The sequence below is a fragment of the Burkholderia stabilis genome (genome assembly GCF_001742165.1).
Lineage (GTDB): Bacteria > Pseudomonadota > Gammaproteobacteria > Burkholderiales > Burkholderiaceae > Burkholderia > Burkholderia stabilis.
The window spans coordinates 2,391,697-2,416,239 of sequence record NZ_CP016442.1 but is presented as its reverse complement, the minus strand read 5'-3'; the positions used below and the strand labels follow the sequence as shown (position 1 = coordinate 2,416,239).

Genomic DNA, 24,543 nt, shown 5'->3' with positions numbered 1-24,543 from the left:
AACCTTGGCGGGTGGCAAGAGGAAAGTACAAAGTACTGAACGATTTCTAAGGGTCGCCTAGTGTACACCCCGCGCATGCCATGTGTTGGTGCAGCGCCGCATCCCGCGCATCAGCGTCCGGACGGTCGCGCCCCGTTTGTTTCGCCGGTGGTGAGCGGCGCCGCGAACCTGCGCGAATTCCGCCGAAAACCGGCCTGAATCGGGTAAAATAGCGGGCTACGCGCGCAGCGATGCGATTGGCCCTCCGATCGCGCCCCCGCCCCTTGGGCAGGTTCCCCTTGCTGCGCCACCGGGCCCGCGCCCGCTTCTCGCTCAACACCCAAGGAATGCCCATGACAGGCTACGATCGTCAGTCGATCTCGGATACGACCGCCAAAATCCTGCTCGAAGTGCAGGCGGTGCACTTCAACGCCGAAAAACCGTTCATCTTCACGTCCGGCTGGGCAAGCCCCGTCTATATCGACTGCCGCAAGCTGATCTCCTACCCGCGCGTGCGTCGCGCGCTGATGGAAATGGCGGAAACGACGATCATGCGCGACGTCGGGTTCGAGCAGATCGACGCGGTGGCGGGTGGCGAAACGGCCGGTATCCCGTTCGCGGCATGGCTCGCGGATCGCATGATGGTGCCGATGCAGTACGTGCGTAAAAAGCCGAAGGGTTTCGGCCGCAACGCGCAGATCGAAGGCCATCTGGAAGAAGGCTCGCGCGTACTGCTCGTGGAAGACCTGACGACCGACAGCCGCAGCAAGATCAACTTCGTCAACGCGCTGCGCACCGCGGGCGCGACGGTGAACCACTGCTTCGTGCTGTTCCACTACAACATCTTCAAGGAAAGCGTGTCGGTCCTGAAGGACATCGACGTCGACCTGCACGCGCTCGCCACGTGGTGGGACGTGCTGCGCGTCGCGAAGGCGTCGGGCTACTTCGAGACGAAGACGCTCGACGAAGTCGAGAAATTCCTGCACGCACCGGCCGAGTGGTCGGCGGCGCACGGCGGCGCCACAGCCCCCAAGGAGTAACGCCGCGCCGGCCTGTACGGGCCTGCGTCCTGGCCGACAAAGCCGCTCGCTTCACCGCGAGCGGCTTTTTTTCGTCCATCGATCCGCGCAAACATCTGCCGCAATCGTGGGGCGCGACATGCGTCGCTCATCGAACCCTAATGCTAGACTGGATCTGTCGCCGCCATCAGCTGCGCACGCAACGCACAACGCCAACAATGCCGGGAGCATCGACCCGGCCCACGTGACGGGAGAAGCGCCATATGCGTGTGGATCGCCGGATCACTCCGCCTGCGCCATCGGGTCGCCCGTCCCCGTTCATCACCGCCCTTTTCTGCGCCGCCGCCTTCGCGGCGCTGCCCGCTCATGCGGAAGGCCCCTTCACCGTCTCGAGCGACGACCTGACGCCCGGCGGGCGCGTCGGCGCCGCGAACGTGTTCGACCGCGGCGACTGCAAGGGCGGCAACCGCTCGCCGCAGCTCACCTGGCGCAACCCGCCGCCCGGCACGCGCGGCTACGCGGTCACGATCTTCGATCCCGACGCCCCCGGGCACGGCTGGTGGCACTGGGCGGTGGCGGGCATCCCGGCCACGGTCACGAGCCTGCCCGCCGACGCGAGCGCGTCCGGTTTCCTGCGGCGCATCGGCGCGAGCGAAGCGCGCAACGACTTCGGGATCGACGGCTACGGCGGCCCGTGCCCGCCGCCCGGCAAGCCGCACAGCTACGTCATCACCATCTACGCGCTGAAGGGCACCGACCTGCGCGTCGCACAGGGCCGCCCCGCGCCGATGTTCGATCACGAGATCGGCACGCTGGCGATCGGCACCGCGCGACTGGTCGTCACTTACGGGCAGTGACTCGCGCCGCGACGGGCCCGAATCGGCGAAATGCCGCGCGCCGCGCATGCATGCTTTCCGTCATGTCGGCTTGCTAGACTCGTCGCTCCGGTTGCGCACCATCCCGCGCGCCGGTCGCGCCGCCTGACCGCGGCGCGCGACGCGGCGGGCCGCTGCGGCCGCCGTTCCCGTTCCTTTCCGGAGAACGCTTCATGTCGAACATCGTCATCGTCTATCACAGCGGCTACGGTCACACGCAGAAACTGGCCGAGGCCGTTCACGCGGGCGCGCAGGACGCCGGCGCGACCGTGCGCCTGCTCGCCGTCGGCGACATCGACGACGCAAGCTGGGCCGCGCTCGACGCGGCCGACGCGATCGTCTTCGGCGCGCCGACCTACATGGGCGGCCCGTCGGCGCAGTTCAAGCAGTTTGCCGATGCCACGTCGAAAGCATGGTTCACGCAGAAGTGGAAGGACAAGATCGCCGCGGGCTTCACGAACTCCGCGACGATGAACGGCGACAAATTCTCGACGATTCAGTATTTCGTCACGTTGTCGATGCAGCATGGGATGGTGTGGGTCGGCACGAGCCTGATGCCGGCCAACACGAAGGCGGCCACGCGCAACGACATCAACTACCTCGGCGGCTCGACGGGCCTGCTCGCGCAGTCGCCGGCGGATTCGACGCCCGACGAGGGCCCGCTGCCGGGCGACCTCGAGACCGGGAAGGCATTCGGCCGGCGCATCGCCGAAGCGACGGCGCGCTGGACGGCCGGCAAGCGCTGAACGCGCCCCGGCGCCTGCGGGCGGCCGCCGGGCGTCAAAGGGACACAAGACGGCCGCCAGGGCCGTCTTTTTTTCGCCCCGCGCGCTGCAGGCCTGCCGGATGACGTCTTAAAATGGCGGCTTCCGGGCGCGGGCCCCCGTTTCATTCAGTGAGAGCGAAATGAGCACCAAAGTTTTTGTCGACGGCCAGGAAGGCACGACCGGCCTCAAGATCTTCGAATACCTGTCGGCGCGCAACGACATCGAGATCCTGCGCATCGAAGAAGCGAAGCGCAAGGACGTCGACGAGCGCCGCCGCCTGATCAACGCGTCGGACGTCACGTTCCTGTGCCTGCCGGACGTCGCGTCGCGCGAATCGGCGTCGCTCGTCGAGAACCCGAACACGACGCTGATCGACGCAAGCACCGCGTTCCGCACCAGCGCCGACTGGGCGTACGGCCTGCCGGAGCTGACTCCCGCGCAGCGCGAGAAGATTCGCACGTCGAAGCGCATCGCGGTGCCGGGCTGCCACGCATCGGCCTTCGTGCTCGCCATGCGTCCGCTCGTCGATGCGGGCATCGTCGCGCCGACGTTCGCCGCGCACAGCTACTCGATCACCGGCTACAGCGGCGGCGGCAAATCGATGATCGCCGACTACGAGAGCGCCGCGCCGGGCGGCAAGCTCGCGAGCCCGCGCCCGTACGCGCTCGGCCTCGCGCACAAGCACCTGCCGGAAATGGCCGCGCACACCGGCCTCGCGAACCCGCCGATCTTCACGCCGATCGTCGGCCCGTTCCTGAAGGGTCTCGCGGTGACGACCTACTTCACGCCCGACCAGCTCGCGAAACGCGCGACGCCGCAGGACGTGCAGCGCGTGTTCGCCGAGTACTACGCGAACGAAGCGTTCGTGCGCGTCGCGCCGTTCGATGCGGACGCGAACCTCGACAGCGGCTTCTTCGACGTGCAGGCGAACAACGACACGAACCGCGTCGACCTGTTCGTGTTCGGCAACGAAGAGCGCTTCGTCACCGTCGCGCGCCTCGACAACCTCGGCAAGGGCGCGTCGGGCGCCGCGATCCAGTGCATGAACCTGAACATCGGTGCGGCCGAAGACGCCGGCCTCAAGCGCTGATCATCGTCTCATGCGATGCAAAGCCGGCCACTGGCCGGCTTTTTATTTACCCGTATCAGGCAATATATAAAATCCGGTTCGCGTATTTACAAATATTTACAAGCTTTCCATTGCGCGATTACCAGTGAATTAATCCCGCCCCTTCTTTATCCAGTCAATCCCGAATAGGGATAAACCGGATACCGTCGCTTTAAACGCTGCCGTTATACGCAGGAAGGCTCCTCGACAGCCTGCCGGGCGTGGCACATCCCCACTCCGGCAGCTTTCGGCAGCCCCTCGCCCGTTTTAATTCTTACCGATTGCCATGTCGGACAAGGATTCAAAGTGCGATATACGTTTCAATCGCCTTTTTTAGACGGGTTCATCAATTGACAGCAAAAATCAAGGCGGCGACATTAGCTCGCACAATTAAACGATTGGAGACAGCGGCATGTCGCACGCCTTATCGAAGGGGGTGGCAACGGCCTTTGCCATTGCCCCTTTCCTGGTTGCTTGTGGTGGAGGGGATTCCGGCGGCGCACCCGCGCCGATCAATGCGCCCCAATGTTCCGGTTCGAGCTGCGGCACGCAAGGGCCGCCGCCGTCACAGCCCATCAACGGCTCGCTGTGCCCGGCCGACGCCGACATCGTGAAGAGCACGTATCTCGGCGGCGCAGGTAGCGGCGAGATCGTCAGCGTCAACATCGACGCGGTCGCGATGACCTACACGCTGAAGTGGCTCGAATCGCCGATTCCGCTCGTGACCGGCACCGTCACGCCGAGCCGCGTCGGTACGTCGATCACCGGCAAGGTCATCCATCCGCCAACCGGCACGCTGCCGACGGCCGAGCAGACCCGCTGCGCATTCGTCCTCACGCCGGGCTCGGGCACCGCGCCGAACGGCACGACGTACTCCACGGCCGCCGACTTCAACCCCGCGAACCCGCCGATGCTGCTGGTCGGCATGGGCGTCGCGGGCGGCGGCATTCCGGGTGCGACGGTGCAGTTCGACGGGCTGACGATCAGCCTCGCCGGCATCCCGCTCTACCAGAACGTCGGCCAGGTGCCGAACCGTCACTTCGACTTCTATCCGTTCCTCGGTTTCGCGAGCACGACGACCGATCTCACGAAGCTGCCGGGCACGTACAACGCGCTGATCTACCACCTCGCGCCGTCGGGCAACTACGTGACGCAGGGCACGAACTCGAGCGAAACGTTCGATGCGAACGGCGCATGCACGTCGACGGCCTCGGGCGGCTGCCTGACGACCGGCAATCCGTGGACCGCGAACACCGCGAACGGCGGCTACTTCGACAGCACGAAGGCGCCGCAGATCGTGCCGCAGACGAAGCTGCCGATCATCGGCGCGACCGGCAAGTCGGCGACCGCGCACATGGTGATCGGCCAGCTCAACGGCGCGACGGTCCCGGTGATCGTGCGCACCGGCAACGTGGTCCTCGGCACGCCGCCGCTGCACACCGACGCGCAGGTCGACGACGAATCGGGCATCGCGGTGCTCGGCGCGGCGACGGCGATCACGTCGGGCGCGGTCGATGGCGGCTACGCGGGCGCGGATTCGAACTTCAAGTACACGGCGGCCCTGATTCGCGGCAGCAACGCGTCGTTCATCAATCCGACCACGCAGGCCGAGGAAGACGGCTTCACGCTCGACTACGGCCAGACGACGCCGGGCCTGCTGAACGCGACGACGATCCCGAAGAGCGGCACGGCCGCATCGGGCGTGGTGATCGCGACCGGCGGGCTGTACGCGGCGCTGATCCAGGGCACGGTGAACGGCGGCGTCACGTCGACGTCGGCGAACTCGAGCACGTCGTCGACACCGTACTTCGGCGTGGGCGCGCAGATCAGCAAGTAGCGACCGGGGACGCGGCGGCGAGCCCGCCGCCGCGTGACGCATGAACGCGCGCGGCACCGCGCAGGCAGGACGAGCACAAGTAACAGAAGCGGCCGACAGGGAGCTGGCCGCCGCACAAGACAAATCTGGAGGAGCAACATGAAGCGCAACCTCATTCTGGCGGCGACGCTGGCCGCCCCCTTCTTTCCGCCTGCGGCGGCGGCGACGACAATCCGCCTCCGCTCGTCGAAGACCGGCTCTGCCCCGCATCGCTCGACTACAGCACCGTGTTTACGGGCGGCGCGGGCAGCGGCGAACTCGCCAAGGTCCAGCTCGACACGACCAAGATGACCTGGCAGGTGACGTATGTCGAATCGGCCGTCCCGCGCACGACCGGCACCGTCACGCCGACCCGCGCAGGCACCGTCGACAGCGGCACGCTCACGCAGGAAACGATGTTGCCGACCAACAAGCTGAACCAGTGCGCATTTCGCCTGAACGGCGCGAGCCTCGACGCGTCGCGCCCGGCGCGGATCTTCGTCGGCTTCGGCGTCGCGGGCGGCACGATCCCCGGCAAGGAAATCCAGTTCAACGGCGTGCTCGGCCAGGCTGCGGTGCCCGACACGACATTCCCGTACTACCCGTTCATCGGCTTCTCGTCGATCGAGACCGACATCACGAAGGTCGCCGGCACGTACAGCCATGTCGGCTTCGGCGAAGTGCCGTCGCAGAAGTTCGCGCCCGCGTCGATCGACGCGAAGGTGACGATCAACGCGGACGGCTCGTGGACCAAGTGCGACTCGACCGGCCAGTTCGCCGGCGGCGCATGCACGCAACAGGGCTCGAACTTCGCGCAGTCCGCCGATGGCAGCGGCGCGTTCCAGTCGAACAACTACCAGAGCCAGCTGAAGCCGACGCTGTCGACCACGCCGCAGGGCAAGGGCTTCATGATCGTCGGCAAGCTGCGCAACCAGCTCGTGCCGATCCTCGTGCGCACGGGCGTCGCAAACCCGAACCCGACGCCCGACAGCAACGGCGTGCCCGGCCTCACCGCCGACGACGAATCGAGCATCTCGATCCTCGCGCCGCAGACGGCGATCTCGGCCGGTTCGCAGAACGGCGAGTACATCGGCGTCGACAGCGAGTTCAACTACCGGACCACCGCGCTGATCAACACCCAGGCGACGCTGCTCGATCCGTTCCAGCCGTCCCAGGCGTCGCTCACGAGAGTGCTCGACCTCGACTACACGCAGAAGGTGCCGGGCACGGTCACGACGATCCATACGGGCGCAAGCAGCACGTCGCCGACCGGCAAGTTCATCTTCTCGGGTGGCGTGTTCGGTTTCCTCGACAACGCGGGATCGACGCCGTATTTCACGATCGGCGCGTTCGTCCAGTAAGCGAGGGAAAACCGTGATGAAGAAAACCCTTCTCTGCGCGGCGGCCGGCGCCGCCGCACTGGCGCCGCTCGCGGCGCACGCGCAGAGCGCCGGCAGCAACGTCGTCACGCTGGGCTGGTTCCACGTGATGCCGCAGCAGAGCAGCACGCCGATGACGACCAACGTCGCGCCGACGCCGATCAACACGCCGCTGCGGCTGCCGCCGTCGTTCACGTCGCCCGGCACGGGGCTGCGCACGAGCGGCGCCGACACCGTCGGCCTGACGGTCAGCCACTTCCTGACCGACCATATTGCAGTGACGTCGGTGGCCGGCGTGCCGCCGGTGTTCAAGGTGTCGGGCCAGGGCACGATCAAGCCGCCGGGCCCGGCGGGCGCGCTCGGCACGCAGAACATCGGGCTCGCGTCGGTCAACCCGATCGTGAAGAGCGTGCGGCAATGGAGCCCGGCGGTGCTGCTGCAGTACTACTTCGGGCAGGCGACCGCGAAGTTCCGTCCGTTCCTCGGCCTCGGCGTGTCGTACAACTGGTTCAGCGACCTGCAGCTCAACACGAACTTCATCAAGCAGACGCAGGACAACCTCGGCGCGATCCTCGCGGCGGGCGCGGGCAAGCCGGGTACGACATCGGTGGAGGCAAAGGCGTCGTCGTCATGGCAGCCGGTGTTCAACGCCGGTATCCAGTACAACATGACCGAGCATTTCGGGCTGATCGCGTCGGTGACGTACATCCCGCTGAAGACGACGTCGACGGTGACGATCAAGGCGGCCGACGGCTCGGTGCTCGCCGAGTCGAAATCGGACCTGAAGGCCGACCCGATCATCAGTTACGTCGGGATGACGTACAAGTTCTGAGGCCGGCGACGGACGACGAATGGAGCGCTGCGACAAAATCGCAGGCAAAAAAAAGCCCGCCTAAGAGGCGGGCTGAATCCATATCAGAGGAGACATGGAGGAGACAGGTGCAACTATAGCGAATCGGTTTCCGCATTGCAACATTTCCGTAGAGAAAATAAGGATTTTCCCTCGAATGCCGGCTCTAAATCGCTTCGCTCGCTTCTGACCCCTTCCCGGTCTCCCCGTCCAGCACCTCGGCCAGCGCGTCGCGCAGCAGCGCGACGGGCCGTACCAGGCGGCCCGGCAGCGCGCCGTGCACGATCCACACGTTGATCCGCGTCTCCAGCCCCGCCGTTTCCACCACCCTCAGCGCATCGCGATGCGCGCTGCGCGCCAGTGCGTTCGGCGGCGCGATCCCGATCCCCGCGCCGCGCGCGACGAGCGACAGTTGCAGCTCGGAGCCGAATGCCTCGACCGCGACGTCGAACGGCAACCCGGCCGCACCGAGCGCACGGCTCAGCGCCGAACGCATCCCGCAGCCGTCCTGGCTCAGCACCCACGGAAAACCCGACAGCGTGTCGAGCGACAGCGGCCCGTCCGGCAGCGGAAAGTCGCGCGCGGCGACGAGCACCGTCGGCTGCGTGGCGAGCAGCGTCGCGGTGAACGCGTCGGGCAGCACCGTGCTCGCCGGCACCATCACGGCCGCGACGTCGAGCGTGCCGCGCTCGATACCCTGCATCAGCGCCGGCGACCAGCCGGCCGTCACGCGCAGCGTGAGGCGCGGGAACGCGTCGCGCAGCCGGTCGATCGGCCGCTCGAGCGCCAGCTCGGACAGGAACGGCGGCACGCCGATGCGCAGCTCGCCGGACGGTTCGCTGTCGGGCGCGCCCGCCGCCATCAGCTCGTCGACCGCGCCCAGCACGTTGCGCGCGAGCGCGTAGACGTCGCGCCCGGCGGCGGTCGGCTTCAGCGGTTTGCTCTGCCGTTCGAGCAACGGCATGCCGAGCAGCGTTTCGAGGTTCTGCACGCGCCGCGTCAGGCCCGGCTGCGTCAGGTGGAGCTTCGCGGCCGCGGCGACCATCGACCCGCTGTCGACCACCGCGACGAACGCCAGGAGATCACGCGTATTCAAAACAAACTCGCATAATCATGTTAGACATATTTCAATTGTCGCATAAACATTGGGCACCTACGATGGGGATTCATTCGACAACCACCCCAGGCTTCCGATGAACTGCCCCGCCCCTTCCTGCCCGGCCGCCGCCGGCGCCGGTGCACCGCCCGCGCTGAGCGCGGGCATGACGCTGTTCTTCGCCGCGACGGTCGGCGTGATCGTGATGGACCTGTTCGCCGCGCAACCGCTGACGGGCCCGATCAGCGCCGACCTCCATCTGCCGCCCGGCCTTGCCGGCCTCGTCGCGATGCTGCCGCAGCTCGGCTACGCGGCCGGGCTCGTCCTGCTCGTGCCGCTCGTCGACCTGCTCGAGAACCGCCGCCTGATCGTCGCCACGCTCGCCGTGTGCGCGGTCGCGCTCGCGCTGCCCGCGTTCACGCGCTCGGGCGCCGTGTTCCTGCTGGCGACGCTCGTTGCCGGCGCGGCGTCGAGCGTGATCCAGATGCTCGTGCCGATGGCCGCGTCGATGGCGCCCGAAGCGCAGCGCGGCCGCGCGGTCGGCAACGTGATGAGCGGGCTGATGCTCGGCATCCTGTTGTCGCGGCCGCTCGCGAGCCTGATCGCGGGCTCGGCAGGCTGGCGCGCGTTCTACGCGCTGGCCGCGCTCGCGAACGCCGCGATCGCCGTCGTGCTCGCGCTGCGCCTGCCGTCGCGCACGCCGGCGATCACGGCCGGCTACCGCGTGCTGCTCGCATCGATGGGGCGCCTGCTCGCCGACGAACCGGTGCTGCGCCGGCACGCGCTGTCGGCCGCGCTCGCGATGGCCGCATTCAGCGCGTTCTGGACCGCCATCGGGCTGCGGCTTGCGCAGCCGCCGTTCGGTCTCGACCTGCACGGCATCGCGCTGTTCGCATTCGCCGGCGCGAGCGGCGCGATCGTCACGCCGCTCGCCGGCCGCGCGGGTGACCGCGGCCACGGCCCGGCCGCGCAGCGGATCGCGCACGGCACGATGCTCGCGGCGCTCGTCGTGCTCGGGATCGCAGGCGCCGGCTGGTTCGGCTTCGACGCGCACGCGCATCGCGGCCTCGCGCTGGCGCTGCTCGCCGGCGGCGCCGCGCTGCTCGACGCGGGCGTCATCGTCGACCAGACGATCGGCCGCCGCGAGATCAACCTGCTGAACCCGGCCGCGCGCGGACGCCTGAACGGGTTGTTCGTCGGGCTGTTCTTCGTCGGTGGCGCGCTCGGCGCGGCGCTCGCGGGCAGCGCATGGGCATGGGGCGGGTGGAGCGCCGTGTGCGGTGTCGGGTTCGCGTTCGCCGGCGCGGCCGCCGCATTCGGCGTCACGGCCGGGCGCCGGGCCGGTGCCGCGGCATTGACACGCCCGCGCACGTGACGCCGCCCCGAAAAGACGAACGCCCCGCCCTCTCGCGAGGGACGAGGCGCTCGGTACGCCGGCGTCAGTTCGAAATCAGTGACGGACCAGCGCCATCATCGCGCCGAAGCCCACGAACAATCCGCCCGTCAGCCGGTTGAAGATCTTCGCGACGCTCTGGCTCTTCAGCGTTGCGCCGATGCGCGTGCCGAACGATGCATAGACGAGATACCAGCTCACCTCGATCACCGCGAACGTGACGACGAGGATGCCGAACTGCGGCAGCGTCGGCGCGGACGCGTTGATGAACTGCGGCAGCAGCGCGGCCGCGAACAGGATCGCCTTCGGGTTGCTGCCCGCGACCAGGAAACCGTTGCGGAACAGCACCCAGCGCGACGCCTGCGCAGCCTGGCGCGATTCGGTTTCGACATCGGCGGCGGCCGGCGCGTCTTCGTCGACGCGCGCGCGCCACGCCTTCACGCCGAGGTAGACCAGATAGGCCGCGCCCGCGAAGCGCAGCGTGTTGAACATCGCCGGCCACGCCTCGAGCACCGCGCCGAGGCCCGCCGCCGACACCGACAGCATCAGCACCAGCGCACTCAGGCAGCCGGCCATCGTCGCCGACGAGCGCCGCAACCCGTGCCGTGCGCCGTGCGTCATCACGAGCAGCATGTTCGGGCCCGGAATCGCCGACACGACGAACACCGTCGCCACGAAAAGCCACCACGTATGCAAGTTCATGCCTGCCTCTGCCTGAATGGTCTGAAAACGAAACGTCGATTATGCCGCGCGCGCGGCGCTTCTGTCGCGCCGCGTCAGCGGCCGGCGCGGCGCAGCGCGACTTCGCCGAGCACCGCGAAATCCTGGTCGCCGCCGCCGTGCGCGAGCGCGTCGAGCAGGTTGTCGCGCACGACGCTCGCCACCGGCAGCGGCACCGACACGGCGTCGCCGGCTTCCAGCGCCAGCCGGACATCCTTCAGCCCGAGGCGCGCCTTGAAGCGCGCGGGCTCGTACTGCCGCTCGGCGATCATCCCGCCGTAGCCTGCATAAACGGGCCCCGGAAACACGCTGTTTGTGATCACGTCGAGGAAGTCGCGCATCGCGACGCCGTGCGCGCCCAGCAGTGCGGACGCCTCGCCGAGCGTCTCGATCGCCGACGCGAGCGTGAAGTTCGCGGCGATCTTCGCGACGTTCGCGTGCTGCGGCAGCGAGCCGAAGCGCCAGGTCTTCTGGCCGATCGCGTCGAACAGCGGCTGCACGCGGTCGATCGCCTCGGCCGGGCCGGCCGCCATGATCGTCAGGCGCGCGGCGGCGGCGACGTCGGGTCGCCCCATCACCGGCGCGGCGACATAGTCGATGCCGCGCGACGCATGCGCGTGCGCGAGCGATTCGGCGAGCGCGACCGACACCGTCGCCATGTTCACGTGGATCAGGCCGCGCGGCGCCTGCGCGAGCAGCGCGTCGTCGAACACGGCGTACGCGGCCGCATCGTCGGCCAGCATCGAGAACACCGCGTCGCCGCGAAACGCGTCGGCCGGCGTATCGACGATCTGCGCGCCGAGTGCCGCGAGCGGCTCGGCACGCTCGCGCGACCGGTTCCAGACCCGCACCGTGTGGCCCGCCTTCAGCAGGTTCGTCGCGATCGCCTGCCCCATTTCGCCCAGCCCGATAAACCCGAGATCCATTGCCCGCTCCTTCGCTCCATGAAGCCGCGAGTTAAACACAGAAGCGGGCGGTCTGCAGCGCCCGCGGCCGGCTGCGCGCGGTGCGATACTGGACGGATGGCGACCGCAACCTTCCGTTTCCACGGCGAACTGAACGCCTTCCTTCCGCGCGCGCAGCGCGAGCGCGCGTTCGGTCACGCGTGCGCCCGCGATGCGACGGTGAAGCACGCGATCGAGGCACTCGGCATTCCTCATACGGAAATCGGCCGGCTCCGCGTGAACGATGCGCCGGCCGCGCTCGACCGTCCGCTCGACGACGGCGATCGCGTCGAAGCCTTTCCGGAACGCGCGCAGCCGGCGGCGAACGGTTCACCCGCGCCGCCGCCGGAACAATGGCGCTTCGTCGCCGACGCGCACCTCGGCGGCCTCGCACAACTGTTGCGCCTCGCGGGCTTCGACACCTGCTACGACAATCACTACGCCGACGACGAGATCGCGGCGCTCGCCGGGCGAGAAGGCCGCGTCGTGCTGACCCGCGACCGCGAGCTGCTCAAGCGGCGCGCGGTCGCGCGCGGCTGCTACCTGCACGCGCTGCAACCGGCCGACCAGCTTCGCGAACTGTTCGAGCGGCTCGATCTCGCGCCGCACATGCGGCCGTTCCGGCTGTGCCTGCGCTGCAATGCGCCGCTGCACGCGCTCGACGCGGCGGCCGCCGCGCCGCACGTGCCGGACGGCGTCCGGCAGCGGCACCGGCGTTTCGCCGCGTGCGACGTGTGCCGCCGCGTGTTCTGGGAAGGCTCGCACTGGCGGCGCATGCGCTCGGTCGTCGACGCGATGCGCGCGCCGCCGCCCGGCGAACGCGACGCCTGAAAAAACAAAACCCCGCATGCCGAGACATGCGGGGTTTCGCGACTGGTGGCCGGCAGTGCCGGCCCCGGGCGAAGCGCTTAGTTTGCTGCGCCTGCGTCGTTCGTGCCGGCTGCCGAAGCGGCGGCGGCCTTCGCCTTGCCCTTTGCCGAACCATGGTGCTTCAGCGCGTGCTTCGGCTTGCTGTGATCCTTCTTTGCCGGTGCCGGAGCGGCGGCCGACGTGTCGGCTGCCGGCGCGGACGCCTGTGCGAATGCCGAAACCGATGCGAGAGCGAATGCTGCGGCGATGATCGAAGCGAGCGTCTTCTTCATTGTTCTTCCTTTAGCGGAGAAAAAATCAAACGTACCGGTACGTAAAAGATGCGAGGCATTCGCATCGGAGCGCCAGGCCGGGGGCCGGCTTTCGCCGCTCCGCCACGATAAAACCTGACGCACTGGTTCCATAACGCACCGCCTTCGCGGCGAGTTGACACGTTGCTTGCATCCCTCGGGTTTCCCCGGAGGCAGACGTTTTTTCGCGGTCTGCCCCGCCGCCGCTCCGGCCCCACAAACCCGCTCGCGCGCCATCGGGGCGACGCTTATACTGGCGTCCATCCGTCCCCTTCCCGGGGAAGCGGATCGCGGCGGCCGCCAGGCTGCCGCCGTCTCGAGGCGCTCAAATTGCCCGATCACAATCTGGACAAACTGAAAATCGACCGGCGTCCGATTGCGCCGGCGCCGCGTCGGCGCCGGTGGGTCCGCTATGCGGTCGCCGCCGTCATCGCCATCGTCGCGCTCGCCGCCGGCTTCGCGCTCACCGGCCGGCCGACGGTCGAAACGACCTCCGTCACGTCCGCCTACCCGTACCAGAACGACACGCAGCTCAATGCGACCGGCTACGTGGTGCCGCAACGCAAGGCCGCGGTCGCGTCGAAAGGCCAGGGGCGCGTCGAATGGCTCGGCGTGCTCGAAGGCACGCGCGTGAAGAAGGACCAGATCATCGCGCGCCTCGAAAGCAACGACGTCGAGGCCTCGCGCGCCCAGGCGCAGGCCCAGGCGAAGGTCGCCCGCGCGAACCTCGGCGTGCAGCAGGCCGAGCTGAAGGACGCCGAAATCGCGTTGCGCCGCACCGCGGCGCTCGCGCCGAAAGGCGCCGTGCCGGCCGCACAGCTCGACATCGACACGGCCCGCGTGAACAAGGCGCGCGCGTCGCTCAGCAGCGGCCAGGCCGCGATCGCGTCCGCCGACGCCAACGCGCAGGCCGCACAGGTCGCGGTCGACCAGACGGTGATCCGCGCGCCGTTCGACGGCATCGTGCTCGCGAAGCACGCGAACGTCGGCGACAACATCACGCCGTTCTCGTCCGCGTCGGACAGCAAGGGCGCGGTCGTGACGATCGCCGACATGGACACGCTCGAAGTCGAGGCCGACGTCGCCGAATCGAACATCGCGAAGATCCGCGCCGAGCAGCCGTGCGAGATCCAGCTCGACGCGCTGCCCGACATGCGTTTCGCCGGCCGCGTGTCGCGCATCGTGCCGACCGTCGACCGCTCGAAGGCCACCGTGCTCGTGAAGGTGCGCTTCGTCGACCGCGACGACCGCGTGTTGCCCGACATGAGCGCGAAGATCGCGTTCCTGTCGAAACCCGTGTCGGCGCAGGACCGGCAGCCCGTGACGGCCGTGCAGGCGAGCGCGGTCGTCGAGCGCGACGGCCGGCCGGTCGTGTTCGTCGTGAAGGACGACGCCGTGCGCGCGGCGGCCGTGACGACGGGCATGCGGATCGGCGAGCTCGTCGCGGTCCGCGGCGTGAAACCCGGCGACACGGTCGTGCTCGCGCCGGGCGCGAAGCTGAAGGACGGCGCGAAAGTGACCGTCGCGAAGAAGTAGCGCGAGCGTGAACGACGCACCGCCGCCCCTCGTCGAGATCAGCCACGTCGCGAAGTCGTACCGGCGCGGCAACCAGATCGTGCCCGTGCTGACCGACATCACGCTCGACATCGGCGAAGGCGACTTCGTCGCGCTGATGGGGCCGTCCGGCTCCGGCAAGAGCACGCTGCTGAACCTCGTCGCCGGCATCGACCGGCCCGACAGCGGCGAGCTGCGCGTGGGCGGCCTCGACATCTCGCAGCTCGCCGAGGCGCAACTGGCCGATTGGCGCGCGGCCAACGTCGGCTTCATCTTCCAGTTCTACAACCTGATGCCGGTGCTCACCGCGTTCGAGAACGTCGAGCTGCCGCTGATGCTCACGCACCTGTCGCGCCGCGAGCGGCGCGAGCGCGTCGAGCTCGTGCTCGACATGGTGAACCTCGGCGACCGCACGAGCCATTACCCGTCCGAGCTGTCGGGCGGCCAGCAGCAGCGCGTCGCGATCGCGCGCGCGCTGATCACCGATCCCGTGCTGATCGTCGCCGACGAGCCGACCGGCGACCTCGACCGCGCGTCGGCCACCGACGTGCTCGCGATGCTGCAGCGGATGAACGCCGAGCTCGGCAAGACCATCATCATGGTGACCCACGACGCGCACGCGGCCGGCGCCGCGCAGTCGCTCGTGCATCTGGAAAAAGGGGAGCTGATCGATGGGCACGCCGGCTGACCGGCTGCGGGAGCGCGCGCGATGTACGTGCTGAAGCTGATCGCGCGCAACGCGCTGCGGCACCGGCTGCGCACGCTGCTGACCGTGCTCGGGCTGACCATCGCGGTGCTCGCGTTCGGGCTGCTGCACACGGTCGTCGACGCGTGGTACGCCGGCGCGGCCGCCGCGTCCAGCGGCCGGCTCGTCACGCGCAACGCGATCTCGCTGGTGTTTCCGCTGCCCGTGAGCTACGAGAACCGGATACGCGGCGTCGACGGCGTGACGGCCGTGGTCCGCTCGAACTGGTTCGGCGGTATCTACCGCGACCCGAAGAACTTCTTCGCGAGCTTCGCGGTGTCGGACAACTATCTCGACCTGTACCCGGAATTCATCGTGCCCGCGCAGCAGCGCGCCGACTACAACCGCGACCGCCGCGGCTGCCTGGTCGGGCGCCAGCTCGCGACGCAGTTCGGCTTCAAGGTCGGCGACGTGATTCCGCTGAAGGGCACGATCTACCCGGGCACCTGGGATTTCGTCGTGCGCGGGATTCTCGACGGCCGCGACGATTCGACGATCACGCGCCAGATGGTGTTCCACTGGGACTACCTGAACGAGACGGTGCGCCAGCGCACGCCGAAACAGGCCGACCAGGTCGGCGTGTTCGTACTCGGCGTCGCGAACCCCGACGACGGCGCGGCGATCGCGCGCAACGTCGACGCCGTGTTCAAGAACTCGCTCGCCGAGACGCTCACCGAAACCGAACAGGCGTTCCAGCTCGGCTTCGTCGCGATGTCGAACCAGATCATCGCGGCGATCCGCGTCGTGTCGTACGTGGTGATCCTGATCATCATGGCCGTGATGGCCAACGCGATGGCGATGAGCGCACGCGAACGCACGGCCGAATACGCGACGCTGAAGGCGCTCGGCTTCGGCCCCGGCTTCCTCGCGCTGATCGTGTTCGGCGAATCGGTCGTGATCGCGGTGGCCGGCGGCGGCCTCGGGATACTCGCGACGCCGCCTGCCGCGAGCCTGTTCAAGCAGGCGGCGGGCGGCATCTTCCCGGTGTTCAGCGTGTCGACCGAGACGGTCGTGCTGCAGGCCGCATGCTCGATCGCGGTCGGCATCGCGGCCGCGCTGGTGCCGGCGTGGCAAGCGGCGCACGTGCGCGTCGTCGAAGGCTTGCGGGCGATCGGGTAAGCGCATGGCGATTCCGCTCACCTACATCGCGCGCAACCTGTGGACCCGGCGGCTCACCACCGCGCTCACCGCCGGCGGGATGGCGCTCGTGATCTTCGTGTTCGCCACGGTGCAGATGCTCGACGCGGGGCTCACGCAGACGCTCGTGTCGACCGGCGAACCCGACAACGCCGTGGTGATCCGCAAGGGCGCGGAAACCGAGATCCAGAGCGCGATCGACCACCAGCAGGCCAACGCGCTCGAAATGCACCCGGCCGTCGCGCTCGGCCCCGACGGCCGCCCGCTCGTGTCGAAGGAAGCCGTCGTGCTGATCTCGCTCGTGAAGACGTCGACCGGCAAGCCGTCGAACGTCGTGATCCGCGGCGTGTCGCCGGCCGGCCTCGCGCTGCGCCCGCGCGTGAAGCTCACGGCCGGCCGCACGTTCACGCCCGGCTCGTCGGAAATCATCGTCGGCAGCGCGATCGCGAAAGGCTTCAGCGGCACGCAGCTCGGCGACAGCCTGCATTTCGCACAGCGCGACTGGACCGTCGTCGGCATTTTCGACGCGGGCGGCAGCGGCTTCGATTCGGAGATCTGGGGCGACGTCGATCAGCTGATGCAGTCGTTTCGCCGCACCAGCTATTCGTCGATGGTGCTGCGCATCCCGAACGCCGACGGCTTCGCGCGCTTCAAGGCCGACATCGACGTCGACCCGCGGCTGACCGACGAGGCGAAACGCGAGCAGACTTTCTATGGCGACCAGTCGAAGGCGCTGTCGACGTTCATCAACATCCTCGGCATCACGCTGTCGACGATCTTCTCGATCGCCGCGATGATCGGCGCGATGATCACGATGTATGCGTCGGTCGCGAACCGCGTCGCCGAGATCGGCACGCTGCGCGCGCTCGGCTTCAAGCGCCTGAACGTGCTCGCCGCGTTCCTGCTCGAAGCGCTGCTGCTCGGCTTCGTCGGCGGCGTCGCGGGGCTCGCATGCGCGTCGCTGATGCAGTTCGCGTCGTTTTCGACGACCAACTTCCAGACCTTCTCCGACCTGTCGTTCCGCTTCGTGCTGACGCCCGCGATCGTCGTGAAGACGCTGCTGTTCTCGCTCGTGATGGGGCTCGTCGGCGGGTTCCTGCCAGCGATGCGCGCCGCGCGGCTGAAGATCGTCGACGCGCTGCGCGCGCAATAGCGCGCCCGGCCGTTCAGCGCTCGCGCGGCACCCACGCGCCGTGGAACCCGGCCGGCACGCGGCGCGGCAGGTGCACGGTCGCGACCGGCCCCGCATCGATCGCACGCGCATCGAGGATCACGACGTCGCTCGACTCCGTCGCCGCGCGGTAGACCATCACCAGCAGCCAGCCGTCGTCCTCGTCCGTGCCACCCGGGCGCGGTACGAACACGGGCTCGCTGTTCTGGTCGCCGGCCGGCACCGCGTAGCGCGTCGTCGTGCCGCGCGCGTGGTCGAAGCGCATCACGCCGCGCATTTCCGCGTTGTTCGGCTGTTCGACCGCATACAGATATCGGTAGCGGCGCCCCGTCCGGCTTTCGTTGATGCGCGGCAGCTCGATGCCGCCGTCGGCGAGCGGCCCTTCGTCGATCAGCCCGTTCGCCGTATCGATCACGTAGCGCCACAGCTCGCCGACCGGGTTGTCGTCGAACCGGCCCGTGCGCGTCGAGCCGCAGAAACCACGGATAACGCACCACGTCGAGCACGATGCACGACGCGTCGCAGTCGTACGCGTTCACGACGTGCTGGACGAAGCACGGCTCGATGCCGAACCAGCGCACGTCGCCGCCGTGGCGCGGGATCACGCCGATCCGCGCGGGCCGGTCGTCGTGCCAGCGCAGCGGCATCCGGTGTCCGTGCTTCAGCATCGAGAAGTCGTAGCCGACGTTCAGGTCGAGCAGCAGGCTGCGGGTTTCGGTGATCGCGAGGTCGTGCATCATCGACGGTGCGGGCAGGTCGACGGCGATGTCCACGCGCTGCACGCCGTGTGCGTCGACGACACCGTAGCGTAGCCACGGCGCGCGCCAGTCCGCGCGAAACGTCATCAGCTCGCCCGTGACCGGATCGACCTTCGGATGCGCGGTCATGCCGCCATCGAAGCCCGCATGCCGGCGCGACACGCCGAGCGAATCGAGCCCGGCCGTGATCGCCAACGGCGCGCCACCCTCCGCCATCGCGAGCAGTTCGCCCGCATGCTGCAGCACGTTCACGTTCGGATTGGTGTCGGGCAGGTGCGGCGCCTGCTCGGGCGCATGGACGGCGGCCCAGCGCTGCGTGCGCGCCCAGCGATTCCGGTAGCCGGTCGCGCGGCCGCCTTCGAAGGCGATCGCGTGCAGCATCGCGGCCTCCGGCCACCACGACAGCATGTCGTGTCCTTCGAAACGGCCGCCCGGCGGATTCGGGCCGTTGCGCAGCAGCGCGCCGTCGAGTTCGCGCGGAATGCTGCCGGTCACGCGCAGGTCGACGAGATCGACCTCGTCGGCGACCGGCGCGATCGCGCCGCTATTCAGATCGAATACGGTCATGGTGTCTGCCGCTCCGTCAGCAGTCTTCGGCGGACGGCGGCAGGTCGCCGCGCGCCAGTGCGAGCGCGTGGTCGCGCACGTCGTCGGGCCAGCCACTGACCAGCTCGGCCAGCCGCGCCGGATCGTTCGCATACAACGCGCGCGCGGCCTCCTCGAAACCGGGCAGGTCGCCCGCCATCGCCGACATGAAGTGGTACGCGCGGGTTTGCGCATCGCGGTGCCGGTCGGCCGCCGCATGCGTGCGCCGCGCATCCTCGACGAGCTTGCGCAGCGCGACGGACGCGCCGCCCGACGGCGGCGCGAAACGCGCGCGGATGTCGTCCGCCGTGCCGCGCAGGTCGAGGTCGATCGCGCGGCCCGTCGCATCGTCGAAGATCAGGATCGTGCCGGCCATCGCGTCGCCGGCCGCCTGCCGGACCGCGAGCGCGACCGTCGCGAGCGGGCCCGACGCAAGCCGCCGGTGGCCGTCGAAGGCCGTGTAGGAAGGAAGAAGCGTGGAACTTGTCATCGTGGTCGCCCTCGGGCTGGAATCGGAATGACGCTATTTTTATCCGGGTATTAATTGGATGTCAATATTATCCGGGTAAAAATGTCATTCGCGCCACGGATTCCGTCCTGTCGGGCGACCATGACGCCGGTCAAAGCGCCCGGGCCGGAACCGCGAGGTCGCGCGCACTTGCCAGCACGTCGTCGAGCGACACATGCCCTTCGAACGCCAGCGATGCCGGCAGCGGCAGGTTTTCCTCGATCGCGTGCGCGAACTGCACGCCCGCATCGTCGGCGAGCCGTGCGCGCAGCGCGGCGATGCGCGGGAACGCGTCGCGCTCGAACACCGCGTGATAGTCGGCCCAGCGGGCAATCCCGGCGAAATAAGCGTCGGCCAGCGTGCGCCGCGCGCCCAGCAGCCACGGGCCTTCGCCGCGCTCGAGCAGCGCCTCGAGCTGCCGGTGCGCCTTCAGCACCTTGCCGCGGCCGTACGCCTGCAACGCCGCTTTCTCGGCGCTCTCGGTGTCGTGTTCGTACACGTACCAGAGCGCACCGAACGCGTTGAAGAACGTCGTGTTCAACCACGCCAGCATCCGGTTCAGCCGGTCGAAATCCGCGCTGCCCTGGCGAAACGCGAGGCCGCTGTCGAGCGTCTGCGCGCCGATGTGGCCGAGGATCGCGAGGCTTTCGGTCAGCACGTCGCCGTTCGCGGTGATGAATGCCGGCGTTTCGGCGACCGGGTTCAGCGCGAGGTACGCGTCGCTCGTCGCGACGCTCGGCATCGCGATGCGCGACAGCCGGTACGGGCGGCCGGCCCATTCGAGCGCGACGATCGAGCCGAACGAGCAGCCGGCGGGAATACCGTAGAGAAGGATCGGGGACATCGGAGGATTCCGCGGAAGTTGAACGAGCGATCATGCTCCCACGGCGAACGATGATGCAGTAGCCGCTAAAATCGAAACCCGTCGTTTCTTCTGGTGGACGCTGACAGTGAATCTGAACGATCTCTACTTGTTCGTGCAGGCGGTCGATGCGGGCAGCATGTCGGCGGCCGCGCGCCGGCTCGACCTGCCTAAATCGACGGTCAGCAAGCGCGTGGCCGAGCTCGAGCGCACGCTCGGCGCGCGGCTCGTGCATCGCACGTCGCGCAGCTTCCGGCTGACGCCGGTGGGCGCCGAATTCTTCGAGCACGCGCGCGCGGCCGTGATCGAGGCCGAGAGCGCGCGCGACGCGGTGCTGCGGCAGGCCGCCGAGCCCGCCGGCATCGTGCGGATCACGAGCTCGGTGCCGGTTGCGCAGCACATCCTCGCACCCTGCCTGCCGGCGCTGGCCATCGCACACCCGAAGCTGCTGCTGCAGATTCATGCGAGCGACCGCCTCGTCGACATCGCGCAGGAAGGCTTCGACATCGCGGTGCGCAGCCATTTCGCCCCGCTGCCCGATTCCGCGCTCGTGCAGCGGCCGCTCGCGACGTCGCCGATCGTCGTCGTTGCGTCGCCCGGTTATCTCGCGCGCGCCGGCGCACCGCACGAGCCGGCCGACCTCGCGCGGCACGACGGGCTCCACCCGGGCCAGCAGCCGTGGCGTCTGCAACGCGGTGGCGACACCGTCGACGTGACGCCGCGCATCCGCCTCCAGGCCGACGAATCGACGCTGCTGCTGCAGGCGGCGATGGCCGGCCTCGGCCTGGCCTGCCTGCCCGACTGGATCGCAAGCGACGCGCTGGCGTCCGGCGCGCTCGTGCGCGTGCTGCCCGGCTGGCGGGCCGGCGCCGTCACGACGACGCTGCTGATGCCGCACCGGCGCGGCCAGTTGCCCGGCGTGCGCGCGGCCGTCGAGTTTCTCGTGCGGCACGTGGCGCGCCATCATGGCGACGGTGTCGACGAGGCGGACGAGGCGGACGACGCGCGCCCGGGCGAGCGACTGACTTGATCGATTCAAATGCTGAATCGATCAAGTCAGCAATTGGCATGAAAGCGCAAATTTCGACATGACAGAATGGCCCGGACGCCCTGCTTTACGGCATCGGCGTCCGGCGCCCGGCCTCCGGTCGGCGGCACCGGCACACACAATGCGCGCACCCGACGCGCCTGCCGCACGACGGCACCTTCCGCCATTCGGAGGAGACAGTCATGAATCCGCTTCACGCGCTGCCGGCGTCCGCGTCGGCAACGGCCCGGCGCACGCGCGTGCGCTGGCTCGTGCTGGCCGTCCTGTTCGCGGTCACGACGATCAACTATGCGGATCGCGCGGCGATCGCGATCGCGGGCCCGAGCCTCGCCCGCGCGCTGCACCTGAGCCACGTGCAGATCGGCTTCATCTTCTCCGCGTTCGGCTGGTCGTACGTGATCGCGCAACTGCCGGGCGGCTGGCTGCTCGACCGCTACGGGTCGCGTGTCGTCTATGCGTTCAGCATCTTCTTCTGGTCCCTGTTCACGCTGATGCAGGGTGCGATCGGCTTCTTCGGCGGCGCGGCCGCGTTCGCGCTGCTGTTCGGGCTGCGCTTCCTGGTCGGCGCGGCCGAGGCGCCGTCGTTCCCCGCCAACAGCCGGATCGTGTCCGCGTGGTTCCCGGCCGCCGAGCGCGGCACCGCGTCGGCGATCTTCAACGCCGCGCAGTACGCGGCGACCGTCGTGTTCGCGCCGCTGATGGGCTGGCTCGTGCACGCGTTCGGCTGGCAATCGGTGTTCGCGGTGATGGGCGTGCTCGGCTTCGCGTTCGTCGCGGTGTGGAACCGCACGATGTACGACCCGAAGGACCACCCGAACATCAACCGCGCGGAACTCGACTACCTCGCCGAAGGCGGCGCGCTCGTCAACATCGACCAGGCGACGGGCGCGCACGGCGGCGGCCCGTCGATGCGTCACGTGAAGGCGCTGCTGAAGAGCCGGATGCTGGTCGGCGTGTACGTCGCGCAGTACTGCATCAACGCGCTCACCTATTTCTTCATCACGTGGTTTCCCGTCTATCTCGTGCAGGCGCGCGGGATGTCGATCCTCAACGCGGGGCTCGTCGCGTCGATCCCGGCCGTGTGCGGGTTCCTCGGCGGGATTCTCGGCGGCATCGTGTCCGATGCACTGCTCAAGCAGGGCCGGTCGCTGTCGGTCGCGCGCAAGGTGCCGATCGTGATCGGCATGCTGCTGTCGATGTCGATGATCGTCTGCAACTACACCGATTCGCACGTGCTCGTCGTGCTGTTCATGGCGCTGTCGTTCTTCGGCAAGGGGCTCGGCGCGCTCGGCTGGGCCGTCAACGCCGACACCGCGCCGCGCCAGATCGCCGGGTTGAGCGGCGCGCTGCTCAACACCTGCGGCAACCTCTCGAGCATCACGACCCCGATCGCGATCGGCTACATCGTCGACCGCAGCGGCTCGTTCAACGGCGCGCTCGTCTACGTCGTCGCGCACGCGCTCGTCGCGGTGATCTGCTACGTGTTCGTCGTCGGCGAGATCCGCCGCGTCGAGCTTCATTGAACCGCACGGGCCGCGCCGGCTCATCCGGCGGCCCGCGCGCCACCGGAACCAGGAGCGAACCGATGTCCGAAGCCAGCCGTGCCGGCACCCCGCGCGTCACGCGCATGCAGGTGATTCCCGTCGCCGGCCGCGACAGCATGCTGCTCAACCTGTGCGGCGCGCACGCGCCGTACTTCACGCGCAACCTCGTGATCCTCGACGACAGCAGCGGACGCACGGGCGTCGGCGAAGTGCCCGGCGGCGAAGGCATCCGCCACGCGCTCGAACGGATGACGGATCTCGTCGTCGGCCAGTCGATCGGACGCTATCAGGCGACGCTCAACGCGGTGCGCGCGGCACTCGCCGGTTCGGGTGCGGGCGCGGGCCGCACGATCCGGCACGAGGTGACGTCGGCCGGCGAGGCGGCCGTGCTGCGCCAGCCGCACGAGATCAACCTGCGGCTCGACAACGTGATCACCGCGATCGAGGCCGCGTTGCTCGACCTGCTCGGCCAGCATCTCGACGTGCCGGTCGCCGCGCTGCTCGGCGAAGGACAGCAGCGCGACGCGGTGCCGATGCTCGCGTACCTGTTCTATATCGGCGACCGGCGCCGCACCGATCTGCCGTATCGCGACGAGACGCATGCGGCGGACCCGTGGTTCCGGCTGCGCAACGAAGCGGCGCTGACGCCGGCCGCGATCGCGCGGCAGGCCGAGGCCGCGGTCGAGCGCTACGGCTTCGCGGATTTCAAGCTGAAGGGCGGCGTGATGACCGGCGCCGACGAGATGGAAGCGATCGCGGCGATCAAGGCGCGTTTCCCCGACGCACGCGCGACGCTCGACCCGAACGGCGCGTGGTCGCTCGACGAGGCCATCGCACTGTGCCGCGGGCAGGGCCACCTGCTCGCCTACGCGGAAGATCCGTGCGGACCGGAAAACGGCTATTCGGGCCGCGAGGTGATGGCCGAATTCCGCCGCGCGACGGGGATTCCGACCGCGACCAACATGATCGCGACCGACTGGCGGCAGATGGATCACGCGGTGCGGCTGCAGGCCGTCGACATCCCGCTCGCCGACCCGCATTTCTGGACGATGCAGGGCTCGGTGCGGCTCGCGCAGCTGTGCCGCGACTGGGGGCTCACGTGGGGGTCGCACTCGAACAACCACTTCGACGTGTCGCTCGCGATGTTCACGCATGCGGCGGCCGCCGCGCCCGGCACGATCACCGCGATCGACACGCACTGGATCTGGCAGGAAGGCGACGCGCGGCTCACGCACGAGCCGCTCGCGATCGTCGGCGGCAAGGTGGCCGTGCCGGAGCGGCCGGGGCTCGGGATCGAACTCGACATGGCGCAAGTCGAGGCCGCGCATGCGCTGTACAACGAGGTGGGCAGCACCGCGCGCGACGATGCGGTCGCGATGCGCTATCTCGTGCCGGGGTGGACGTACGACCCGAAGCGGCCGAGTTTCGGGCGGGGGTGAGGGGCGGCGGGCGGGCGGCAGGAAAACCGGTCGATCCTGCGTGACCG

The 24,543-nt window shown here is 68.8% G+C and carries 21 protein-coding genes and 2 pseudogenes; 16 read left to right on the top strand and 7 right to left on the bottom strand.

Annotated features, from left to right (window positions below):
- Positions 1 to 332 precede the first annotated feature (332 nt).
- The 7 genes and pseudogenes from BBJ41_RS11250 to BBJ41_RS11220 all read left to right on the top strand — a co-directional run bounded on the left by BBJ41_RS11250 (position 333) and on the right by BBJ41_RS11220 (position 7,814).
- Positions 333 to 1,019, top strand: a complete 687-nt coding sequence (locus tag BBJ41_RS11250; protein WP_069746497.1) for an orotate phosphoribosyltransferase — start codon at positions 333 to 335, stop codon at positions 1,017 to 1,019.
- 242 nt (positions 1,020 to 1,261) lie between these two features.
- Positions 1,262 to 1,855, top strand: a complete 594-nt coding sequence (locus BBJ41_RS11245) for a YbhB/YbcL family Raf kinase inhibitor-like protein (RefSeq protein WP_069746496.1) — start codon at positions 1,262 to 1,264, stop codon at positions 1,853 to 1,855.
- A gap of 191 nt (positions 1,856 to 2,046) precedes the next feature.
- Positions 2,047 to 2,619, top strand: a complete 573-nt coding sequence (locus tag BBJ41_RS11240; RefSeq protein ID WP_069746495.1) for a flavodoxin family protein — start codon at positions 2,047 to 2,049, stop codon at positions 2,617 to 2,619.
- A gap of 160 nt (positions 2,620 to 2,779) precedes the next feature.
- On the top strand, positions 2,780 to 3,730 hold the full coding sequence (argC, locus tag BBJ41_RS11235; protein ID WP_069746494.1) for an N-acetyl-gamma-glutamyl-phosphate reductase: 951 nt from the start codon (positions 2,780 to 2,782) through the stop codon (positions 3,728 to 3,730).
- Positions 3,731 to 4,160: 430 nt separating this feature from the next.
- A complete protein-coding gene (locus tag BBJ41_RS11230) occupies positions 4,161 to 5,585 on the top strand; it encodes a DUF2957 domain-containing protein (protein WP_069746493.1) in 1,425 nt (474 codons plus the stop codon).
- 138 nt (positions 5,586 to 5,723) lie between these two features.
- Positions 5,724 to 6,964 (top strand): annotated as a pseudogene (locus BBJ41_RS11225) (DUF2957 domain-containing protein).
- A 16-nt stretch (positions 6,965 to 6,980) separates the two neighbouring features.
- A complete protein-coding gene (locus BBJ41_RS11220) occupies positions 6,981 to 7,814 on the top strand; it encodes an OmpW/AlkL family protein (RefSeq protein ID WP_069746492.1) in 834 nt (277 codons plus the stop codon).
- Between the two features lie 184 nt (positions 7,815 to 7,998).
- Here the strand turns inward: BBJ41_RS11220 and BBJ41_RS11215 are convergent, their stop codons facing one another.
- Positions 7,999 to 8,928 (bottom strand): LysR family transcriptional regulator, encoded by a 930-nt coding sequence (locus BBJ41_RS11215; RefSeq protein ID WP_069746491.1) that lies wholly within the window; start codon positions 8,926 to 8,928, stop codon positions 7,999 to 8,001.
- Positions 8,929 to 9,025: 97 nt separating this feature from the next.
- Here BBJ41_RS11215 and BBJ41_RS11210 point away from each other — a divergent pair, with 97 nt between their 5' ends.
- Positions 9,026 to 10,303 carry an MFS transporter gene (locus BBJ41_RS11210; protein WP_069746490.1) on the top strand — a complete coding sequence of 426 codons (1,278 nt, stop codon included), beginning with the start codon at positions 9,026 to 9,028 and terminating at the stop codon, positions 10,301 to 10,303.
- A 75-nt stretch (positions 10,304 to 10,378) separates the two neighbouring features.
- On the opposite strand, the gene BBJ41_RS11205 is transcribed toward BBJ41_RS11210, so the two are convergent.
- Both BBJ41_RS11205 and BBJ41_RS11200 read right to left on the bottom strand, forming a co-directional pair.
- Positions 10,379 to 11,023, bottom strand: coding sequence for a LysE family translocator (locus tag BBJ41_RS11205; protein WP_069746489.1), 645 nt, complete (start codon positions 11,021 to 11,023; stop codon positions 10,379 to 10,381).
- 74 nt (positions 11,024 to 11,097) lie between these two features.
- Positions 11,098 to 12,006: an NAD(P)-dependent oxidoreductase gene (locus BBJ41_RS11200; protein WP_257786438.1), complete on the bottom strand. Its 909-nt coding sequence runs from the start codon at positions 12,004 to 12,006 to the stop codon at positions 11,098 to 11,100.
- Positions 12,007 to 12,063: 57 nt separating this feature from the next.
- On the opposite strand from BBJ41_RS11200, the gene BBJ41_RS11195 reads away from it, so the two are divergent.
- On the top strand, positions 12,064 to 12,816 hold the full coding sequence (locus BBJ41_RS11195; RefSeq protein ID WP_069746487.1) for a Mut7-C RNAse domain-containing protein: 753 nt from the start codon (positions 12,064 to 12,066) through the stop codon (positions 12,814 to 12,816).
- A gap of 77 nt (positions 12,817 to 12,893) precedes the next feature.
- Here the strand turns inward: BBJ41_RS11195 and BBJ41_RS11190 are convergent, their stop codons facing one another.
- Positions 12,894 to 13,127, bottom strand: coding sequence for a hypothetical protein (locus BBJ41_RS11190; RefSeq protein WP_041492720.1), 234 nt, complete (start codon positions 13,125 to 13,127; stop codon positions 12,894 to 12,896).
- Positions 13,128 to 13,475: 348 nt separating this feature from the next.
- Between BBJ41_RS11190 and BBJ41_RS11185 the strand changes: the two genes are divergently transcribed.
- The 4 genes from BBJ41_RS11185 to BBJ41_RS11170 are packed head-to-tail and all read left to right on the top strand — an operon-like array spanning position 13,476 to position 17,734.
- A complete protein-coding gene (locus BBJ41_RS11185; RefSeq protein WP_069746486.1) occupies positions 13,476 to 14,681 on the top strand; it encodes an efflux RND transporter periplasmic adaptor subunit in 1,206 nt (401 codons plus the stop codon).
- 7 nt (positions 14,682 to 14,688) lie between these two features.
- Positions 14,689 to 15,387: an ABC transporter ATP-binding protein gene (locus BBJ41_RS11180; protein ID WP_069746485.1), complete on the top strand. Its 699-nt coding sequence runs from the start codon at positions 14,689 to 14,691 to the stop codon at positions 15,385 to 15,387.
- A gap of 21 nt (positions 15,388 to 15,408) precedes the next feature.
- Positions 15,409 to 16,563 carry an ABC transporter permease gene (locus BBJ41_RS11175; protein ID WP_069746484.1) on the top strand — a complete coding sequence of 385 codons (1,155 nt, stop codon included), beginning with the start codon at positions 15,409 to 15,411 and terminating at the stop codon, positions 16,561 to 16,563.
- Positions 16,564 to 16,567: 4 nt separating this feature from the next.
- Entirely contained in the window at positions 16,568 to 17,734 is a 1,167-nt protein-coding gene (locus BBJ41_RS11170) for an ABC transporter permease (RefSeq protein WP_069746483.1), read from the top strand.
- A gap of 13 nt (positions 17,735 to 17,747) precedes the next feature.
- Here the strand turns inward: BBJ41_RS11170 and BBJ41_RS11165 are convergent.
- The 3 genes and pseudogenes from BBJ41_RS11165 to BBJ41_RS11155 form a co-directional block, all read right to left on the bottom strand.
- Positions 17,748 to 19,077, bottom strand: a pseudogene (locus BBJ41_RS11165) (carotenoid oxygenase family protein).
- 16 nt (positions 19,078 to 19,093) lie between these two features.
- On the bottom strand, positions 19,094 to 19,585 hold the full coding sequence (locus tag BBJ41_RS11160) for a DUF2239 family protein (protein WP_069746482.1): 492 nt from the start codon (positions 19,583 to 19,585) through the stop codon (positions 19,094 to 19,096).
- Positions 19,586 to 19,715: 130 nt separating this feature from the next.
- On the bottom strand, positions 19,716 to 20,447 hold the full coding sequence (locus BBJ41_RS11155) for a glutathione S-transferase family protein (protein ID WP_069746481.1): 732 nt from the start codon (positions 20,445 to 20,447) through the stop codon (positions 19,716 to 19,718).
- 106 nt (positions 20,448 to 20,553) lie between these two features.
- Here BBJ41_RS11155 and BBJ41_RS11150 point away from each other — a divergent pair, with 106 nt between their 5' ends.
- From BBJ41_RS11150 to BBJ41_RS11140, 3 genes are all read left to right on the top strand, one after another.
- A complete protein-coding gene (locus tag BBJ41_RS11150; RefSeq protein WP_236872018.1) occupies positions 20,554 to 21,495 on the top strand; it encodes a LysR family transcriptional regulator in 942 nt (313 codons plus the stop codon).
- A 200-nt stretch (positions 21,496 to 21,695) separates the two neighbouring features.
- Complete coding sequence (locus BBJ41_RS11145; protein WP_069746479.1) at positions 21,696 to 23,036, top strand: MFS transporter; 1,341 nt, start codon at positions 21,696 to 21,698, stop codon at positions 23,034 to 23,036.
- Between the two features lie 62 nt (positions 23,037 to 23,098).
- Positions 23,099 to 24,496, top strand: coding sequence for an enolase C-terminal domain-like protein (locus tag BBJ41_RS11140; protein WP_069747667.1), 1,398 nt, complete (start codon positions 23,099 to 23,101; stop codon positions 24,494 to 24,496).
- Positions 24,497 to 24,543: the final 47 nt, after the last annotated feature.